Origin of the sequence: Clostridium oceanicum (assembly GCF_039521385.1) — a bacterium.
Taxonomy (GTDB): Bacteria; Bacillota; Clostridia; order Clostridiales; family Clostridiaceae; genus Clostridium_F; species Clostridium_F oceanicum.
On sequence record NZ_BAAACG010000008.1, the window covers coordinates 324646 to 343951 of the forward strand.

Below are 19306 nucleotides of genomic sequence, written 5' to 3' on the forward strand. Positions count from 1 at the left end.
ATTAACCTATCTTGTATTTTTTAAATAATATTTGATAACTCAAAATACCTCTTACTATAAAAAAGAACATTTCATCCCTAATATGGGACGAAATGTTCTTTTTCGCTATGCCACCCAATTTATCTTTAATTTTTATAAATAACTTAAAGTTTAACATGTATTTTCTTAATATAAGTTTAAATACAAAAGGTATCTCATCCAAACAGGACGAAATACCTATAATTTCGTTAAGCCACCTATAAAACTTAATAAATCTCTCTTATCAGATACAGAGAAAACTTCTCGATATCTTACCTTTATAACGTAAGGAAACGGCATCGGATACTGTAATTTCACCTAGCATCTCATGGGTCCATTCCTAAAAGATTTTACTGTTGATCTCTCACCAAACATCAACTCGCTTAAATAAAATTCTAGAAGTACTACTCCCAATCAAGGATTTATTTATTATTAAAATATTTATTAAATAGGATTATACACTAAGGATTTTATCCTGTCAATAAATTTATTATATAAATTATACTATCTAAAACCAATATTTATAATAAAACTACAAATTAAAAATTTTAAATTTATTTTATTAATAATCTTTTAATAAATACATCTTTTAATATTATTTCATCAGTCTTCTAGCTAAATTAATTTTATCTTCATAAGGAGGATATCTCATTTCTACATCTATTACATAACTCTTTTTAAGTATACTTTTTTTGTGAGAAAAAGTGTCAAAACTATTTTTGCCATGATAACTTCCTACACCACTACTACCTACTCCTCCAAAGGGAAGATAAGGATTAACTAAATGCATTACTGTATCATTTATACATCCACCACCAAAAGATAAACTATTAATAACTAACTGTTGTTTTTTCTTATCTTTCATAAATAAGTACATAGCTAATGGCTTAGATTTCTTCTTTAAAAGTTTTATGGCATCATTTAGATTGTCATATTCCATAACTGGAAGTATAGGTCCAAAAACTTCTTCCTTCATTATAAGGTCACCCCAGCCTAGGTTGTCTAAAACCGTTGGAGCTATATAAAGCTCTTCTTTATCTATATCTCCACCTACAAAAGTTCTTCCATCTCTTATATATTCTCTAAGTCTCCAAAAATTTTTTTCATTTATTATCCTTCCATAATCAGGACTTTTCTTAGGATTATCTCCAAAAAATATTGATATGTATTCTTTAATATCATCTAATAATCTTTCCTTTATTTTTTTATGAGCTAAAACATAATCTGGAGCTACACAGGTTTGTCCAGCATTTAAAAATTTCCCCCATACTATTCTTTTAGCAGAAAGTTCTACATCTGCATCTTCATCTACAATGCATGGACTTTTTCCACCAAGTTCTAATGTAACCGGTGTTAGATGTTCTGCTGCTGACTTCATTACTATTTTGCCAACTTTTTCTCCTCCAGTAAAGAATATATAGTCAAACTTTTCTTTTAAAAGTTCTGAACTTACCTCTGCTCCTCCATTTACAATAGATATATAACTTTCATCAAAAGTATCTCTTATCATATCAGTCAAAACACATTCTGTTTCTTTAGCTATTTCTGAAGGTTTTAAAACAGCACAATTTCCAGCTGCAATAGCCCCTACAAGTGGTGCTAATAGTAACTGTATTGGATAATTCCAGGGAGATATTATAAGTACAACTCCAAAAGGCTCACTATATATATAACTATGAGCTGAAAAATTAGTTATAGGAGTTTTAACTTTAGTAGGCTTTGCCCACTTTTTCAAATTTTTAATTGCTATATTTATTTCCTCATATACTATTCCTATCTCTGTTGTATAACTTTCAAAAACTGACTTACATAAATCCTTTTTTAAAGCTCTTATTAATTTATTTTCATTTTTTTTTATATTTAATTTTAATTTTTTTAATTGTTCTAACCTAAAATCTATCTCCTTAGTATTTCCTTCATCAAAATACTTTCTTTGATTATCTAGTGTATAATTTACATTTTGCATGATATGCACTCCTTTTACAAATAAAACAAAATACTCTTCTTAGAGTAATGCTGTTTTTAATATTAATACTAAAAATAACATTACCATTAATATTATACTTTTATTTTCATATTTTTTCCATAAAATTCATGCAAAATTTTATATAAATTTAAAAATTCATTTAATTTGGAAATAAAAGTGTTAAATTTTGTACTTTTGTACCTGTTTTACAGAAGATATATACCTTTTTAATTATCTATAATATTTTTTATTTCTCTTTACAGTTAATTAATTGACAGTGGCTTTTAAAACTTTCTATAGTATTCTTTTCTTCTTTTATTTTTTCTTCAGACATTTCTCCCCTTCCTAATCTATCACATAAAGAAAGTAATGCTACTTCTTTTACAGAAGTCTCTCTTTTCATATTCTCTATATTTTTAAAAGGTAAATTCTTCTTTACAAATAAAGGTTGCATATGCCATTTTACTAATTTAGATACTTTATCTATAAAAACTTTATCATCTATAAATAATTCTAAAAAATCTTTTGCTAAATTTTCTCCAGCTTTATCGTGATTATATGCAGTTATTCTCCCTTTTCTAATTTTTGTAGTAGTAGTTTTTCCTATATCATGTAAAAGAGCTGACCACATAAAAACTCTAGGATCTTTGCTATTAAATCTTAAACTTGCTGCGTTATCTAAAACTAACATTGTATGATTCCATACACTACCTTCTGGATGATATTTAGGTGATTGGTCTACATCTTTTAAATCTTTTAAAATACTAAATGGATACTGATCTAATAGTTTTTCATTATAACAATATTCTAAGTATTTTGACGGAACTTCATCTATCAATAAATGCTTATCTATACCATGAAATGTGTTTTTTATATTCTCCATATTGGTCCTCCTAAATTCATATAATTTATGTAATTTAATAACTTTCTCAAATTTTAAAATGTAATCCCTATCATTTAGAATAAATTAATTATATATAAAAAAAATTCACTTATTTAATAAAATTCACCTATTTTATAAACAATTTAATATTCAGAATCGATTTTCTTTGTTAACTTTACAAAAAAATTGTTGTATAATATAATTCATGCATTTTTAACAACTAAAGATACGAGGTGTAATCATGAAATTACTAAGACAAGTTTTAATTATAGCGTTTATATGCGTTGCAGGAGATTTAATACATAATACCTTAAGCCTTCCTATACCTGGAAGTATTATAGGTATGATTATTTTATTTATATGTTTATACTTAAAAATAATAAAATTAGAATATATTAAAGAAATCACTGACTTTTTATTAGATCACTTACCTTTTTTCTTTATACCTGCTGGTGTTGGACTAATAAGTTGCTTTTCTCTTTTAAAAGCTAATTTAACAGCAATAATTTCTATAACTATTATAAGCACAATTATAACTATGGTATCAACTGGTACTATTGCACAGTTTATAGTTAGGAGGAAAAAATAATGTCTGAAATTATAACTTCTCCTTTTTTTGGTATTTTAATCTCCCTAGTTGCTTTTGAAATAGGGTGCTTTGCATATAAGAAAACAAAACTGTCATTATTTAATCCACTTTTTATAAGTATATTGTTTATAATAGTATTTCTCAAAACATGCAATATTAATCTAAATTCTTATAATGTTGGTGGTAATTTTATATCTTTATTTTTAACACCTGCCACAGTTATATTAGCAGTTCCACTTTATAAGAAATTAGAACTTTTAAAACAAAATTCTTTAGCAATATTAATAGGTATAACTAGTGGAACTATACTAGGATTAATAAGTATAGTAGTTTTAGGTCATATATTTAAATTAGATACTTTAGTAAATACATCTATAATTTCTAAGTCAATAACAGTGCCTATCTCTCTAGAAGTTTCTAAACAATTAGGAGGAATACCTGCTTTAACTGCTTCAGTTACAATATTTACTGGTATATTAGGAACTATTATAGGACCTATAATCTGTAAATTATTTAAGATAAAAGAAGATATAGCTGTAGGTGTTGTATTTGGAACAGCATCTCATGCTATAGGAACAACAAAAGCTATGGAAATTGGACAAACTGAAGGAGCTATGAGTAGCCTATCTATAGGAATTGCTGGACTTATGACTGTGTTTTTAGCACCAATTATATACAATGTATTAACTATACTATTTAATTAAACTTTACTTTAAATATATTAAAATAAATAACAAGCCAAACATATTCTCTATTTGGCTTGTTATTTTAAAATTAACTATATTAACCTCACATTTTATTTTATCCATATACTATTCTAACTTTATATTATAATAACTAAATTTTTAGTATATATCCTAATCTCATACCTACTTTATACATACATTCTGCCACTATAAGTACTAAAATAGTTATCAATAAACTGCCCAGTACAATATCTTTATTCAAAAGTTCTATTATAGCATTTTTTATATTTCGTATCATATTGTACCCTCCTTATATTGTTTATAATTTGTATTACTTATTCTTTATTATATTTTTATACATTTGTTGTTATATTTATTAACCATTATATACGATATATGAAAATAAATAAGAATTTTAAAATTACTAAACATTTATTTAATACATCTATTTTTTATATGTTGCCATGATTTATATATATTATTTTATTAAATACTTTAAATAATATTCATAATAAAATCTATATTTTTGTATTTTTATCACATAATACTATTAAATATTAAATTCTTTAGTATATAAAAATCATTTAAAATATAAGAAAACATCTTACTAAAAGATGTTTTTATTACTGCTTTACTAAAATATAGTTTTAAAATATATGAACAATCTACTTACTATATATGTAATTTTCAGTTTATTTAATCCTTAATAAAACACTAAATTTAAAAGGAGGACTTATAAAATGAACATAACTTTTCTTGGTGCTTGTGGAGTAGTAACTGGATCCTGTTACCTTATAAATATAGATAATAAAAATATACTTTTAGATTGTGGAATTTATCAAGGTAAGGATTCAGATGAAATAAAAAATTCTTCCTTTGAATTTAATCCTCAAGACATCGATTACCTTATACTATCCCACGCCCATATAGATCATAGTGGTAAAATTCCTCTACTATACAAAAAAGGTTTTAGAGGAAAAATTATATGTACTAAATCAACAAAAGATTTATGTTCAGTAATGCTTCCTGATAGTGCTCATATTATTGAATATGAAACTAAGTGGAAAAATAAAAGTAGAAAGAAAAAAAATTTACCAGAAATAGAACCTTTATACGATGTTGAAACCGCCAAAAAAACTCTTCCTTTATTTGAAGGACATGAATATAACGAAAATATAACTCTTTTTTCTGGATTTGAAATAACACTTTTAGATAGTGGACATCTTTTAGGAGCTGCTATAATTAAAATACATATAAATAAGGATAAAGACAAATTTGATTTTGTTTTTTCAGGTGATATAGGAAATATAAACATACCAATTTTAAAAGATCCAACAAAAATTAATTTTTCTGATTATATAATGATAGAAACTACTTATGGAAGTAAAGATCATAAAAATCCTCGTGATGAACTTAAAAAATTAGCTAGAATAATTACTGATACTTTTAAAAAAGGTGGAAATGTAATAATTCCCTCTTTTGCTGTAGGAAGAACTCAAGAAGTAATATATACGTTAAATAATTATGTTGAAAAAAATATATTTAAAAATATAAAAGTATATATTGATAGTCCCCTATCTTCTGAATGTACTGAAATTTTTCAAAAATACGAAAAAGACTATGATAAAGAAGCAAAAGATTTACTTAAAAAAGGTGATAACCCTTTAGATTTCCATGGACTTTTCTTTACTAAATCTAAAGAAGAATCTATTGCCTTAAAAGATATAGAAAAAGGTGCTGTAATAATATCTTCTAGCGGAATGTGCGATGCTGGTAGAATAAAACACCATCTATTAAATAACTTATCTAGAAGTGAATGTTCTGTAGTTTTTGTAGGATATCAAGCTGAAGGAACTCTTGGTAAAAGAATATTAGATGGGGATAAAAAAGTAAAAATATTTGGTAAAGAAATAGAGGTAAATTCATCTATTTATAATCTTCAGAGTCTTTCTTGCCACGCTGATAAAAAAGGACTTTTGTCTTGGATAAAAAACTTTAATCCAAAACCTAAAAAAATAATACTAGTCCATGGAGAAGAAAGTTCTAGAGAAAGCTTTAAAAACGCATTAGAAAAAGAAGGTTTTAAAGTGATTTGTCCTAAATTAGGTGAAAAATTATCTTTGTAAAAATAACCTTATAACTAATATTAAAAATAGGATCTCCCTTTACTTATGAGATCCTATTAACTCTATAATTAATATATGGTAAATTTCCTACCTTATATGTTATTTTAACATTTTACTTAATCTAATATTATCTAAATTTTAAATTTAATTCTTTATAATTAATATACTTATATACTAACTTTTTTGTAGGATTTTCTGATTTTATATAATAAAAATATTGAAACTAAACCTGTAACTATAGTACTTGCTAATCCAGCTTCTGGTCCAAATGCTCCTCCTGTAATTATATCTGAACCAACAGTTTTTAACTGCATTATGCTTTCCATATGTCTATCTACACCACTTACTTTGAATCCGAAAAAATTAGCTTGAAAGGCATTCCATGCAGCATGTAACCCACAAACTCCCCATAAATTTTCTGTCTTTATAGCGTATAGTCCCAGCCATATTCCTGCTATAAATATATTTATACTAGATAAATAAGTTGTACCTGGATTCAATAGATGCATTGATGAAAAAAATAAAGAAGAAACTATTAACCCTGTTGTAATATTATATTTTGCTCCCAAAGCATTCATAGCCCATCCTCTTGCTACTATTTCTTCTGAAGCAGTTTGAATTATCCAACCAGGTAAAAGTATTAAAAATATAACTATTTTTTCTGGATTAAATACCTCTACTATTTTTATATGACCTGTAATTGCAAGTAATAAAACTACTGAAGTAAATGATGCCATTCCTATCATAAAACCTTTAAGATATTTTTTAATGAATTCCTTTTTATATAGCCCCATTGTTCTAATATTACGCTTTTCTATAAATTTCACATAAATAAATAACATTACAATGCTAGGTACAAAATAGAAAATTAATTTCAATATGCCTCCATGCATTGTATTTACGGAGATTTTTAAAACATCCAAACCTAACTGGCCTATTCCTTGCCCACCAACATTAATTACCATAGCTAAAAAAAGTACTGATGCTACATTTAATAAGACTCTTGATTTTTTTGCTTCTTTAACTAATTGTGTCTCTTTTAAAAACATATAATTCCTCCTATTTCATATCAATCTTATCTTTTGCATGTATAAAAATAATATTTATTTAATATACTATAATTTACTTATTAAAAACTTAATGATCCATTAAAGTTATCTTAAAAATATAATACTATTTTATTAAACTGAAAATAAAACACCTTTAATATACTAAATTGATTTTCTTAGTATATTAAAGGCATCTTTATATTCTAGTAATCAATACTTGATGTGGGATATAGTGTAGTTCCTCCGACTGAAACTCTTATATCACTATTTAATGGTACATTGTATTCATTTATAATGGTTCTCCACCATTCCCACTGAAGGCCTGTGCATTCTCTTGCTAATATCCTTATATTCTTAGAGTTTGGCTTAAGTGGAATCACTGCTGAATAATGGGCTGTTCTATCCTTCCAGTTTCCATCCCATGTTCTATGAACTAAAACTTCATTTCCATTCTTATCATATGAAAATTCATCCCAAGCTACCTCAAACTGAGCAACATATGCCCCACAATGATCTATAGATATTTTACCTTTAGAATATTCTGTAGCCCTTGTCTCAATATATTCAGTTTTATTATGAACAGCAGCAACTGAATTATCTTTTAAGAAAACACTAGTATATGAAATTGGGTATGCTGGATTTTTAATACTAAATTGTGCATTACTTTTAATAACTTCTCTTATTTCATCAAAGTTCTTTGTAATAATCTTATTATGCTCACTAGCATCTCCCCCTAATACTAAAGCAGTAAAAGAACTTTGATTTAAAATATCTTTATATTCTTCTTTAGTTTCTGCACCATTATTATTAAGCAAGGCTTTAAAAGCTGCTTGTACATTTTTACTCTTAGATGATGTCTCTAATTTCACATAAATCGTTCTACCATAAGCCACATTTGATACCATAAGAGGAGGAGTTGAATTACTTATACCTTTACGAGTTAATTCATCAAAAGTAACACTACTATAAAATAGGTCTGATGGATTATAAGGTAACTCTGCACTTACTGTATAAAATATTTGTTTATATGCTGCAATCATTATTTTTTTATCCCCATTTTGAACAGCATTAAAATCTATATCAAGTAAATTATTTGTTATCTTAGGATTAATATTAAGAGAAGTTTTAAGCTGAGACTTACTATAAACCATAGATTCTGAATACTGTGTTCTCGCAGGTAATGTGTGAGTAGATGAGTATTTTTCACTCCAAGTATTTATTAAATCATCAATAGCCCCTGATACATTACCATAGGTCGGATTTTTCACTCTTGCTTTATTATCTCTTCCTAAACCAGGCAAATCTATACTAATTTTTAATGGATTCCTTTTACATACTAATAAATTAGGTTGATTATTAATAAAATCACTATCAGCAATTTGTAATGCTCCTGGATATGCGCGATTAGCCATAGAATCAATAATAGAAATATCTACCGGTGAAGTTTGGACAGATCTTTTAATACGTTCTACTACTATAAATTTATCTTTTAATTTTTTTCCTTCTTTCGGTACAAAACTTTTTATTTCATCTCCTTTACTTGATAAAATCTCGTTTTTATCATAATTTAAACCTGATATACCTTTATTAATATCATTAGCATTATTTCTTTCCATAGTTATAGATTTTTTAGATGTTTTAATTGTTTTTGATTTATCATCAGTTTTAGCCAAAACATTAAATGATTGACTAAAAATAAAGAAAAATATTACTAAGCAAATAACCAAATTGTGTTTACTTAAAAAATTCACTTTTTTCAAATTACTCGCTCCTTTATTAATATTAAACTCCAATAGACATTTAATCATAAAACATTTAAATCTTAATAAAATCATCTTTCCCCATATTATAATTTAGCTTGACCCATAATTAGTAAACGTTTAAACAGAACCTGCAAAATTAATAATTCTTTTAAAATAAATTACTTATATAAACTAAAAAGGCATTGTAATATGCCTTTTTTTAATTTATATACTATTTATAATATGTGAAACTTCTAATTCTGTTGAATAAATAAAAAATTTAACCTTTAGAATTAAATTTTTTATTTATATGATAAAGAGGTTTATCAGCTTTATTATATGATTTTTTAATTATATATATTAAAAATATTGAAATTAAACATTCAACTATAGTACATGCTAATCCACCTTCTGGTCCAAACATTCCTCCTGTAATCATAGGTGAACCAACAGATTTTAACTTCATAATACTTCCCACTCCTATATTTAGCCCACTAACTTCAAAACCAAAAAAATTTCCTTGGAATGCATTCCATGCAGCATGAATTCCACATACTCCCCATAAATTCTCTGTTTTTATAACATACAACCCAAAAAATATTCCTGTCATAAATAAATTTAAAAATGCAATTATATTCATATTTGGATTCCCTAAATGCATAGCTGCAAAAAATAAAGAAGACACTACTAATCCTATAGTAATATTGTATCTTGCCCCTAAAACATTCATAAGCCAGCCCCTTGACAATATTTCTTCCGTTGCACTTTGAATAATCCATGCTGGCAAAATGATTAAAAATGCACCTATTTTATTAGTTATAAACCCCTGTTCTATTTTTATATGTCCAGAAATTGAAAGTAACATAACTACTAGCATAAATTCAAGCATTCCTACAGTAAATCCTATTAAATAGTTTTTTATACATCCTTTTTTATAAAACCCAAGTCCTGAAATACTTCTCTTTTCTTCTTTTTTTACATGTCTAAATATAATTAAAGAAATAAAAAAATTAGATATTATTAATTCACCTAAAAATTTCATAGTAGAACTCTCATTAATTTTAGTAAATCCAATTAGCCATAATATACCTACTCCTATTATTTCTCCCATTAAGGTAAAAGCTATAACTGAAAAAAATGCTGAAAATAAACTATAAAATTTTTCTGATTTTTCTGCCTCACAAACTAATTTTGTCTTTTTTAAAAACATATAACTACTCCTATTCTCTATAAATTACATATTATAATGTCTATAATTTTAAATTAAATAATTACTTATATTATTTAATTGTATGAAAACTATATCTATTTTACCAAAATAATTCATATTTTCAAAATAAAAGATTTAATCTAATAATATTTTTGATATTATTTCTTACATTTTAGATTTAAAATATTCAATTTTATAATATATATACCTAAAAACAAACAAAAAAATAAAAAGAATGGCGTCCCATTCTTTTTAGAGGTTTTGCACACTAATGCTATTAAGTATGCAGTTAAAAATAAATTTAAAAATAAATATGTGCTATTTTAGAGGTATTAGCTTAAAAAATTTAAGCTATCTATATTAATATTAAATAATAATATTAAGCAATTTGATTTTCTTTACATTCTCTACAAGATTTTTGATTTTTAATCATATAGCTAGCTGCATAGTTTACTAAATCTACAGTTCTACATGAATATCCCCATTCATTGTCATACCAAGATACTACCTTAACCATATCATCTTCTATAATCATAGTAGATAATCCATCTACTATAGAAGATCTTGAATCTTTTTTATAATCTACTGATACTAAAGGTTCTTCACTGTACCCAAGAATTCCTTTCATACTTCCTTCAGCTGCTTCTTTAAAGGCTCTATTTATATCTTCTTTAGTAGCTTTAACTTTCAAACTACAAACTAAGTCTGTTAAAGATACAGTTGGAGTTGGTATTCTTACAGAAAATCCATTTAATTTACCTTCAAGATTAGGTAAAACTTTTGCTACAGCTTTAGCAGCGCCTGTAGTTGTTGGTATTATTGATTCTCCAGCAGCTCTAGCTCTTCTTAAATCTTTATGAGTTTTATCTAATAATTTTTGGTCATTAGTATAAGAATGTATTGTTGTCATTAAACCTTTTTCTATTCCAAACTTGTCATCTAAAATTTTAGCAAAAGGTGCTAAACAATTTGTTGTACAAGATGCATTTGATATTATATTGTGTTTAACTGGGTCGTAATCCTTTTCATTAACTCCCATAACAATAGTAACATCTTCATTTTTACCAGGAGCTGTTATTATAACTTTCTTTGCTCCTGCTTTTATGTGCTTTGTTGCACTATCTCTATCTTTAAATTTACCTGTGGATTCTATTACTATATCTACTCCCAAATCTTTCCAAGGTAAATCTGAAGGATCATTTTCTCTTAATATTTTTACTTCTTTTCCGTTTATAATTAATTTGTCTTTCCCAGTTTCTACAGTACCTTCAAATCTTCCATAACAAGAATCATATTTAAACAAGTGAGCAAGTGTATCTGTTTCTGCCCTAGCATTTATACAAACTATTTCAACATCCTCATTTAAATTATTTTGAGCGATTCTTAAAACAGATCTTCCTATTCTTCCAAAACCATTTAAAGCTACTTTTATAGACATTCTATTTTCCCCCTATTATTATACTATAATTTTTCAATTTACAAAAATTATTTAGCATTTTAAATAATTATGTATCATAAATACTTTTATATTATTTAATTTATGTAATATTTAATTATATGTGATATATTATTTATAACAATTTACAGAATATATGTCAACATATTTAATTTAATGTTATACATAGATTATTATTACATTTTAAAATATATCTTTACAATTCTCAGTATTACTTCATATTTTAAAATTTTTCCATTTTTATTTCTTCAATATAATAGTATAAAAGTAAATACAAAGCTTAATAAATCTTGACATTAAATATTGGTTATTATAAAATTTATGTGTATGTGAGAACGCAGGCCTTTCGTCCTCAGTGATGAAAGGTTTTATTTATAAAATAAATTATTTTAATAGGAGTGAAAACAATGGCAAATAAGATCAGAACAAGATTTGCACCAAGTCCAACTGGTTATATGCACGTTGGAAATTTAAGAACTGCCTTATATGCTTATTTAATAGCAAAACATGAAGATGGAGATTTCTTATTAAGAATCGAAGATACAGACCAGCAAAGGCAGGTTGAAGGTGCTTTAGATATTATATACAACACATTAAAAACAACTGGTCTTAAACATGATGAAGGCCCAGATATAGGTGGTCCTGTAGGTCCTTACGTTCAAAGTGAAAGAAAAAACATATACATAGAATATGCAAAACAATTAGTAGAAAAAGGTGAAGCATACTACTGTTTCTGTACTAAAGAAAGATTAGATATGCTAAGAACTAATGCAGAAGCTTTAAAAAGACCTTTCAGATATGATAAACACTGTGTTAAACTTTCAAAAGAAGAAATTGAAGAAAAATTAGCAAATGGTGAATCTTATGTTATAAGACAAAATAATCCAACTGAAGGAAAAACAACTTTTGACGATGTAATATACGGTAAAATTTCTGTTGATAATTCAGAATTAGATGATATGATATTAATTAAATCTGATGGTCTTCCTACATACAACTTTGCTAATGTAGTAGATGATCACCTTATGAGTATAACTCATGTAGTACGTGGAAGTGAATATTTATCTTCAGCTCCAAAATACAATAGATTATACGAAGCTTTTGGTTGGGATATACCAATATATGTACATTGTCCACCAATAATGAAAGATCAACATCACAAATTAAGTAAGAGAAATGGTGATGCATCTTTTGAAGATTTATTAGCTAAAGGTTATTTAAAAGATGCTGTATTAAACTATATAGCACTTCTTGGTTGGAATCCTGGTAACGAACAAGAGATTTTCTCTTTGCAAGGATTAATAGAAGCTTTTGATTATAAAAATATTAATAAATCTCCAGCTGTATTTGATACTATAAAATTAAACTGGATGAATGGCGAATATATCAAAAAACTACCTGTAGAAGAATTTACTAAACTTGCACTTCCTTATTATAAAAAAGTTTTAACTAAAGAAAGCTTAGATTTAAATAAAATAAGTGAATTGCTTCAAACTAGATTAGAATTACTTAGTGAAATTCCTGAACAAGTTGATTTCTTTGAAGAATTACCTGAATATGATATAGATATGTATCTTCACAAAAGAATGAAAACAACTTATGAAAATTCACTAACAAGTTTAGAAGGAGCTTTAGCTAAATTTGAATCTCTAGAAGACTGGACATTTGATAATATAAAAACTACATGTATGAATTTAGTTAAAGAACTTGAAGTAAAAAATGGCGTTGTTTTATGGCCAATAAGAACTGCTGTTTCTGGTAAAAAATTCACTCCTGGTGGAGCTTTTGAAATAGCTGATATATTAGGTAAAGAAGAAACTTTAAAAAGACTTAAAGTTGGTATAGAAAAACTTAAAGAAGCAATTAATAAATAATAAATAATAAAAAGTCATCAAATAATTTGATGACTTTTTTTATTTTAAAAAATTTTATTTTATAAAAAAAATGCTGTCTCAAACTTTTTGTTTAAAACAGCATTTATATTATGGTAATTCTTATGGCAAAAGTTACTAGATACAAATTATCAAATTTATAAATAATTATATCTTTAATTGTAATAATATATATAAACAAAGTTTTTAACTTAAATAACTTTTTTAAGTTATTTATGATTATTATTATTTAAATGTTAATTTTAGTTTGTAAGGAAACTAAAATTATAAATTTATTGTATTATTATCTAAATTTATTTTTACTTCTTTTTCTGGTCTTAACTTTACTCTTTTTTGTTTTTTATTTTTTTCAATAGAATCTTCTTCATCTTTTTGTGTATTATCTTCTTCAATTTCATCATAGTTTTTGTTTAATTTATCTTCATTGTCTTCTATTTCATCATCTTTTTGACTTATACATATTTTAGTTATATTATTTAAGTTATTTTTATTGAATACATTTGCAGTATTTTTTAAAGATGTTAAAGAAAACATCATAGTTAAGCTTAGCATAATATTACTAGCAGATTTTAAAAAGAACATATATAATCACCTCTTATTTATATTATGAGTCCTTTTAGACTTAAATATATTATGGAACTGAGTGAAATCAAGTTAAAAATTATATTTATATATCAATATCTTCATCTGCTATGATATGATTCACATTTTTTTATAAAAAGCTTCCATTAAAACCTGCACCTTGCACTTCTGCTGCATCTAATATGGATATAAATGCATTTCCATCAATTTCTCTTACTAAATATTTTAATTTAGGTAATTGTCTTAAAGAAACTACACAATATAATATCCTTTTTTCTTGCTTTTTATATCCACCTTTTCCATAAAGAAAAGTAACGCTTCTTCCTAATTTTTCCATTATATTATTACTAACTCTATCCTCTTTTTCACTGATTATAAGTATCATTTTGTTTTTATTAAAACCTTTCATAACTTTATCTAAAAGATAAGAAGTTATGTACATTGAAAATAATGTATATAAAGCACTACTAGCTCCAAAAAAGAAAATTGATACTAAAACTATTATACAGTTTACAACAAAGGATATACTTCCTATGTCAAAACTATCATATTTCTTTTTTATATAAGCTGAAATTATGTCTAAGCCTCCTGTAGATCCTCTATTGCTAAATACTATTCCATATCCTATTCCTGATATTACTCCTCCATACATGCTTAGAAGCATTATATCATCGATTTTAATAACATTAGTTAAAGGATCAGTTACAATTAATCCTATAGAAAAAGTAACTCCACCAATTAAAGATAAAAATGTAAATCTTTTATTTAATTTTTTATAACTTAATATAAATAAAGGTATATTTAGTATAAAAAACAAATATCCAGCTGGAAAACCAGTAACATATTGAACTATAAGTGTTATTCCTGAAAGTCCTGCACTTAAAAGATTTGCATTAACCAAAAAAAGGTTTACTCCTAGTGTTGCTACTAAAGAACCTAATGCTACAAAAAACATATCTTTATACATTTGCTTATTAAAAATTTTACTATTCATTTTTATTATCTCCAATGTTTATTAAAATTTTACTATATAATTTTTTATTTTTAGTATTTAAATTTTCTATAATAATAAATTATCATTAGAAAATTTCATATGCTTTCTCATTTCACTATAAGCTTTTGATGAATCTTTATTTTTTAAAGCTAAAAATATTTTTTCATGTTGCTTTACCAATTCTTCTTTTTTATCACTACTAAGTATTATATTATCTCTTACTCCTTTAATATTTAAATCAATCAATCCAGAACATGCATTCATTATACTTAAAAGTATAAAATTATTAGACATTTCTGCTATTTTATAGTGAAATTTTTTATCCAAATCTATGCTCTTTTTTTCATCATTGCAATTTTTAAGCTTAAGGAGCATATCTTCTAATATAGAAATATCCTTATTTTTTATATTTTTAGATGCTAATGCAGCAGATTCTGTTTCTATTATTTGTCTAACTTCCATTACATCTTTTGATGTACTTTTCTCTAACATAAAAATTATGTGTAGAGGCTCAAATAAATTATTTTCAAAATTTTTTCTTATAAAATTTCCTTCTCCTCTTTTGCATTCTATAAGTCCTATTATTTCTAAAGATCTTAAAGCTTCTCTTATAGAACTCCTACTTACATTAAGCTCACTTACTAATTCTCTTTCTGAAGGAAGCTTGTCTCCTTTTTTTAATTCACCTATTTCAACCATTTTTTTTATTTGATCAACTACTTGTTCATATACTTTAACGTTTTTTATTGGAGTAAACATGCAATCTATCTCCTTTATCAGCATTTTTAACAAAATATTACATATATAACAGTCCATATATATAATAATATATTTTAAAAAAATATTCTACAAATTTTGTTATTTTTAATATTTAATTTCATTAATAGTTTAAATATTTATTTTTTAAATAAAAAGCATTCATTCTAATATATATAACCTATATATTAGAATGAATGCTTTTAAACCAATTTACATATATATGAAATAAGCTTACTACATCTTGTTCATTGTACAAAAGTATTTTATTTTTCTTATTTTCTGGCATTCTGTTTATATAATCATCATCTTTTATTATTCTGCTAAAAGTTTTAGCTAAATTTTGACCACTTATCATATTTTCATCTTGTCTTATTATATTGAACTGTTTTTCTAAATTTTTCAACCCTATACAAGTCTTATTTTCTTTTTCATATTCCTTTTGTAAATCTATCTTATCAAAATGAACATCTATATCAAAATCAATATTATATTTTTTAAATAAATAGTTTATAACAGTATAGTCATTATTTCCTGAAAAAGTTATAATATAATCCTTTTCTTCACTCCTATACATTTTCTCTAAATATTTCTTTGATAACAGTATTATCTCTCTTACATCTTTTTTGTTTTCTATCATGTATTGAGTAACTTTTATTTTGTTAGTATCATAATCATAATAGCAACAACCAAAGACACCTATACAAATCGGTTTCTTGTATATATAATGCTCTAAATCAAAGAATATAGCCCTCTTATAAGCTTCTTTATCTCCTTGGAAATTTAAAGCATCTACACTTGAAACATCTTTTACATCAATTTCATTTTCTCTTATAATCACCTTATCACTCTTTCCAAAACTTAAGTCTATATATAAAACATACAACTAATTTTTCTGCTTACTTAACACTCTAAATACTAAACATTCTATAATTAAAAGAATTTAGAGTGTTTGTACACAGGCAATAATTTTAAAATTTCATAAATAATAAAAACTATACTTAAAGTTCTTTTTACATTAATTCAATACATTGTGGATCTAATTTATAAACAGAATCTTTTCTTTCTACTATGATTTTTAATGTTTTTTTAACTTCTTCATCACTTAAAACTTTTCCTATAAGTTCTTTTGTAGGATTTACACATATAGGATTCTCAACCATTTTAAACATAGAAAAATCTCCTGATGTATCTCCATATGCATAGCTTTTGCTTAAATCTATATTATATTTTTTCACTAACTCTTCTATAGCATTTTTTTTGCTTTTACTATCCCACATAGGAATAACTTCTCCTGTATATATCTCCTTTTCATCCATCAAATAAGTTGCTCCTCTAAAGTGGTCAAACTTATATTTTGAAGCCATCTCTTTAACTAATTCATAAGGACTACCAGATATAGTTATAAGCATATGTCCTTTCTCTTTATGCCATTTTATCCTGTCCCTAGTAAAAGTATATACTCTATCCCCTTTTTGTTCTATTACTTTTTTTGCTATAAATTCAACTTGTGATTTATGAAGTCCTTTTATTGCTTCTATATATATATATGCAATTTTTAGTAAATAATCATCATAGTTTCCTTGTCTTTTGTCCCACTTAATATATTCTGGTCTTACTTCATTATACCATCTTTCTGGTTTTATAATTTCATATTTAACTAATTTTTTAAATACTTCTGTTATAAGACCCTCTCTATATAATGTTCCATCAATATCAAAAAAAGCTGCTATATTCATAGTATATCTCCACCTCCAAATAATTTAAAATACTTATTTAGGTATATTATTTCTAGAAAAACCATTCACTTTACTAACAAATTGTAATTTATTTTCTGAAAATCTATAATAAAAATATTTTCCCTTAATTAAACCTGTAATATATAATATTATTTTGCCCCTAATAAATATAAATTTACTTTAGTTAATAATTTTACATATTATATCACAAAACTTCTATATTTAAAATAATATTTAAATATAGAAGTTTTATTCATTATTATTTATAGAAATATATTTTTAGCTTATCTTAAGTATCTTTTCTTCATTTTAAAATATAAAATATCCTATTATTAGTGGACTTTAAACAAACATCTGGTGAGTATACCACTATCTTTTAAAAACTAACTTATATATTTTTTTCTCAATGAAGTATCACAAATTGTAGGACATATATTAACTTTCAATTTATGAGATTTTTTATAGTCTATACCAGTAATATCTACTAATGTATAATTCATGGAAGGATTCCCTATAATATCCAACTTTTTATTATTATAATAAATATATGAGGATTTAAAGAAATACTTATATGCTGTTTTTAATATATGAATAACAAAATTTTGACGTCTTTGTCTTATTACTCCAATGTTATCTATTGTCCCTATATTAACAACTCCTACTTTAGTCTTTCTCTTTGTTCTATATAAATTACCGTATCCAATAGATTCTCCTCTATCAACATAGTAATCGTACATAATTTTACAATACATACTATATATTGGCTTAAATCCAAAGCTCATTCCACTATACCCATATAATATATTTCCTACTCTAACTGTATTAGTAAATTTAGCAATTTCTCTATATTCTTTATTAATTATAGAATTAGAACTTAAACAATGTATATACTCGAATTGACTTTTAACAGATTCTATAGAATTTTTAAAATTTATAATTTGTCTTTTAGTATAGTTAATTTTACTTGAATTGTGCAGGTGAGTATAAATTCCTTCTAATTTAACGTTTAAACAATTTTCTTTTATATAGTTAACATAATATTTAACATCTTCTGGTTTAATTCCTAATCTATTCATCCCTGTATCTACATATATATGGCATCTATAATTAGAATCCTTATGGAATTTTTCTAAAACCTCTAAATTTCCAATAGATAAAATATAATTTTTCTTTAAATCTTTTAATCTATCATATTCTATATCTGGTGATAAAATTAATATATCCTTATAGACTTTTATTTTATCTGCTTCCTTTATAGAATATACTGCAAACATATCTACTTTATCTTGAAGAAAATTTGTAATCTCCTCTATCCCTAAACCATAAGCATTTCCTTTAACAACAGCAATAGTTTTTTTATCATTAATATTATTTAAAATAGCTATATTTTCCAAAAGCTTTTGTAAATCAACCTCACACCAAAATTTATCCATATATATTTCTCCCTTTGTATAAATATTAATTAAATACTATATCTTATAAAGTAATATCTTTTTATAATAAAATCAAGTAAGAAATGTGTGAGAAATGTAAAATTTAAAATTTCAATATATAATTGACTTTAATTATTAATAATGATATTATAATTATGTAAACAATTGATAACGGTTTTCAATAG

At 25.0% G+C, this 19306-nt stretch carries 17 protein-coding genes; 4 read left to right on the top strand and 13 right to left on the bottom strand.

Annotation, left to right across the window (positions count from 1 at the left end; translation table 11 throughout):
* Window positions 1–613: 613 nt before the first annotated feature.
* Both ABDZ71_RS07660 and ABDZ71_RS07665 read right to left on the bottom strand, forming a co-directional pair.
* Window positions 614–1984: an aldehyde dehydrogenase gene (locus ABDZ71_RS07660; RefSeq protein ID WP_343760483.1), complete on the bottom strand. Its 1371-nt coding sequence runs from the start codon at window positions 1982–1984 to the stop codon at window positions 614–616.
* A gap of 247 nt (window positions 1985–2231) precedes the next feature.
* Window positions 2232–2867, bottom strand: coding sequence for an HD domain-containing protein (locus ABDZ71_RS07665; RefSeq protein WP_343760484.1), 636 nt, complete (start codon window positions 2865–2867; stop codon window positions 2232–2234).
* A gap of 241 nt (window positions 2868–3108) precedes the next feature.
* Between ABDZ71_RS07665 and ABDZ71_RS07670 the strand changes: the two genes are divergently transcribed.
* The gene (locus ABDZ71_RS07670) at window positions 3109–3456 is read left to right on the top strand and encodes a CidA/LrgA family protein (RefSeq protein ID WP_343760485.1); all 348 of its coding nucleotides are present in this window, start codon (window positions 3109–3111) and stop codon (window positions 3454–3456) included.
* On the top strand, window positions 3456–4160 hold the full coding sequence (locus ABDZ71_RS07675) for an LrgB family protein (protein ID WP_343760486.1): 705 nt from the start codon (window positions 3456–3458) through the stop codon (window positions 4158–4160). The genes ABDZ71_RS07670 and ABDZ71_RS07675 overlap by 1 nt, the downstream gene beginning before the upstream one ends.
* A gap of 133 nt (window positions 4161–4293) precedes the next feature.
* On the opposite strand, the gene ABDZ71_RS07680 is transcribed toward ABDZ71_RS07675, so the two are convergent.
* Window positions 4294–4440 (bottom strand): hypothetical protein, encoded by a 147-nt coding sequence (locus ABDZ71_RS07680; RefSeq protein WP_343760488.1) that lies wholly within the window; start codon window positions 4438–4440, stop codon window positions 4294–4296.
* A gap of 442 nt (window positions 4441–4882) precedes the next feature.
* Here ABDZ71_RS07680 and ABDZ71_RS07685 point away from each other — a divergent pair, with 442 nt between their 5' ends.
* Window positions 4883–6268 (top strand): MBL fold metallo-hydrolase RNA specificity domain-containing protein, encoded by a 1386-nt coding sequence (locus ABDZ71_RS07685; RefSeq protein WP_343760490.1) that lies wholly within the window; start codon window positions 4883–4885, stop codon window positions 6266–6268.
* A gap of 167 nt (window positions 6269–6435) precedes the next feature.
* On the opposite strand, the gene ABDZ71_RS07690 is transcribed toward ABDZ71_RS07685, so the two are convergent.
* The 4 genes from ABDZ71_RS07690 to gap all read right to left on the bottom strand — a co-directional run bounded on the left by ABDZ71_RS07690 (window position 6436) and on the right by gap (window position 11707).
* A complete protein-coding gene (locus ABDZ71_RS07690; RefSeq protein ID WP_343760492.1) occupies window positions 6436–7317 on the bottom strand; it encodes a CPBP family intramembrane glutamic endopeptidase in 882 nt (293 codons plus the stop codon).
* 203 nt (window positions 7318–7520) lie between these two features.
* A complete protein-coding gene (locus ABDZ71_RS07695) occupies window positions 7521–9125 on the bottom strand; it encodes a thiol-activated cytolysin family protein (RefSeq protein WP_425544702.1) in 1605 nt (534 codons plus the stop codon).
* Between the two features lie 214 nt (window positions 9126–9339).
* The gene (locus ABDZ71_RS07700) at window positions 9340–10269 is read right to left on the bottom strand and encodes a CPBP family intramembrane glutamic endopeptidase (protein WP_343760494.1); all 930 of its coding nucleotides are present in this window, start codon (window positions 10267–10269) and stop codon (window positions 9340–9342) included.
* 379 nt (window positions 10270–10648) lie between these two features.
* Window positions 10649–11707, bottom strand: a complete 1059-nt coding sequence (gene gap / locus ABDZ71_RS07705) for a type I glyceraldehyde-3-phosphate dehydrogenase (protein WP_343760496.1) — start codon at window positions 11705–11707, stop codon at window positions 10649–10651.
* A 425-nt stretch (window positions 11708–12132) separates the two neighbouring features.
* Here gap and gltX point away from each other — a divergent pair, with 425 nt between their 5' ends.
* Window positions 12133–13599, top strand: coding sequence for a glutamate--tRNA ligase (gene gltX, locus ABDZ71_RS07710; RefSeq protein ID WP_343760498.1), 1467 nt, complete (start codon window positions 12133–12135; stop codon window positions 13597–13599).
* Window positions 13600–13881: 282 nt separating this feature from the next.
* Here the strand turns inward: gltX and ABDZ71_RS07715 are convergent, their stop codons facing one another.
* The 6 genes from ABDZ71_RS07715 to ABDZ71_RS07740 all read right to left on the bottom strand — a co-directional run bounded on the left by ABDZ71_RS07715 (window position 13882) and on the right by ABDZ71_RS07740 (window position 19121).
* The gene (locus tag ABDZ71_RS07715) at window positions 13882–14199 is read right to left on the bottom strand and encodes a hypothetical protein (protein WP_343760500.1); all 318 of its coding nucleotides are present in this window, start codon (window positions 14197–14199) and stop codon (window positions 13882–13884) included.
* Window positions 14200–14329: 130 nt separating this feature from the next.
* Window positions 14330–15193, bottom strand: coding sequence for a YitT family protein (locus tag ABDZ71_RS07720; protein ID WP_343760502.1), 864 nt, complete (start codon window positions 15191–15193; stop codon window positions 14330–14332).
* Window positions 15194–15259: 66 nt separating this feature from the next.
* A complete protein-coding gene (locus ABDZ71_RS07725) occupies window positions 15260–15952 on the bottom strand; it encodes a FadR/GntR family transcriptional regulator (protein WP_343760504.1) in 693 nt (230 codons plus the stop codon).
* Window positions 15953–16130: 178 nt separating this feature from the next.
* Window positions 16131–16790 carry a ribonuclease H-like domain-containing protein gene (locus ABDZ71_RS07730; protein ID WP_425544703.1) on the bottom strand — a complete coding sequence of 220 codons (660 nt, stop codon included), beginning with the start codon at window positions 16788–16790 and terminating at the stop codon, window positions 16131–16133.
* Window positions 16791–16962: 172 nt separating this feature from the next.
* Entirely contained in the window at window positions 16963–17688 is a 726-nt protein-coding gene (locus ABDZ71_RS07735; protein WP_343760506.1) for an HAD-IB family hydrolase, read from the bottom strand.
* A 383-nt stretch (window positions 17689–18071) separates the two neighbouring features.
* Window positions 18072–19121 carry an alanine racemase gene (locus ABDZ71_RS07740; protein WP_343760507.1) on the bottom strand — a complete coding sequence of 350 codons (1050 nt, stop codon included), beginning with the start codon at window positions 19119–19121 and terminating at the stop codon, window positions 18072–18074.
* Between the last annotated feature and the right edge of the window lie 185 nt (window positions 19122–19306).

Excerpts from the sequence above, each read along its gene's own strand:
- ABDZ71_RS07695 (WP_425544702.1), bottom strand. The coding sequence starts at position 9,125 with ATGATTAAATGTCTATTGGAGTTTAATATTAATAAAGGAGCGAGTAAT.
- ABDZ71_RS07700 (WP_343760494.1), bottom strand. The coding sequence starts at position 10,269 with ATGTTTTTAAAAAAGACAAAATTAGTTTGTGAGGCAGAAAAATCAGAA.
- gltX (WP_343760498.1), top strand. The coding sequence starts at position 12,133 with ATGGCAAATAAGATCAGAACAAGATTTGCACCAAGTCCAACTGGTTAT.
- ABDZ71_RS07675 (WP_343760486.1), top strand. The coding sequence starts at position 3,456 with ATGTCTGAAATTATAACTTCTCCTTTTTTTGGTATTTTAATCTCCCTA.
- ABDZ71_RS07670 (WP_343760485.1), top strand. The coding sequence starts at position 3,109 with ATGAAATTACTAAGACAAGTTTTAATTATAGCGTTTATATGCGTTGCA.
- ABDZ71_RS07690 (WP_343760492.1), bottom strand. The coding sequence starts at position 7,317 with ATGTTTTTAAAAGAGACACAATTAGTTAAAGAAGCAAAAAAATCAAGA.
- ABDZ71_RS07680 (WP_343760488.1), bottom strand. The coding sequence starts at position 4,440 with ATGATACGAAATATAAAAAATGCTATAATAGAACTTTTGAATAAAGAT.
- ABDZ71_RS07715 (WP_343760500.1), bottom strand. The coding sequence starts at position 14,199 with ATGTTCTTTTTAAAATCTGCTAGTAATATTATGCTAAGCTTAACTATG.
- ABDZ71_RS07685 (WP_343760490.1), top strand. The coding sequence starts at position 4,883 with ATGAACATAACTTTTCTTGGTGCTTGTGGAGTAGTAACTGGATCCTGT.
- gap (WP_343760496.1), bottom strand. The coding sequence starts at position 11,707 with ATGTCTATAAAAGTAGCTTTAAATGGTTTTGGAAGAATAGGAAGATCT.
- ABDZ71_RS07725 (WP_343760504.1), bottom strand. The coding sequence starts at position 15,952 with ATGTTTACTCCAATAAAAAACGTTAAAGTATATGAACAAGTAGTTGAT.
- ABDZ71_RS07735 (WP_343760506.1), bottom strand. The coding sequence starts at position 17,688 with ATGAATATAGCAGCTTTTTTTGATATTGATGGAACATTATATAGAGAG.
- ABDZ71_RS07660 (WP_343760483.1), bottom strand. The coding sequence starts at position 1,984 with ATGCAAAATGTAAATTATACACTAGATAATCAAAGAAAGTATTTTGAT.
- ABDZ71_RS07720 (WP_343760502.1), bottom strand. The coding sequence starts at position 15,193 with ATGAATAGTAAAATTTTTAATAAGCAAATGTATAAAGATATGTTTTTT.
- ABDZ71_RS07740 (WP_343760507.1), bottom strand. The coding sequence starts at position 19,121 with ATGGATAAATTTTGGTGTGAGGTTGATTTACAAAAGCTTTTGGAAAAT.
- ABDZ71_RS07665 (WP_343760484.1), bottom strand. The coding sequence starts at position 2,867 with ATGGAGAATATAAAAAACACATTTCATGGTATAGATAAGCATTTATTG.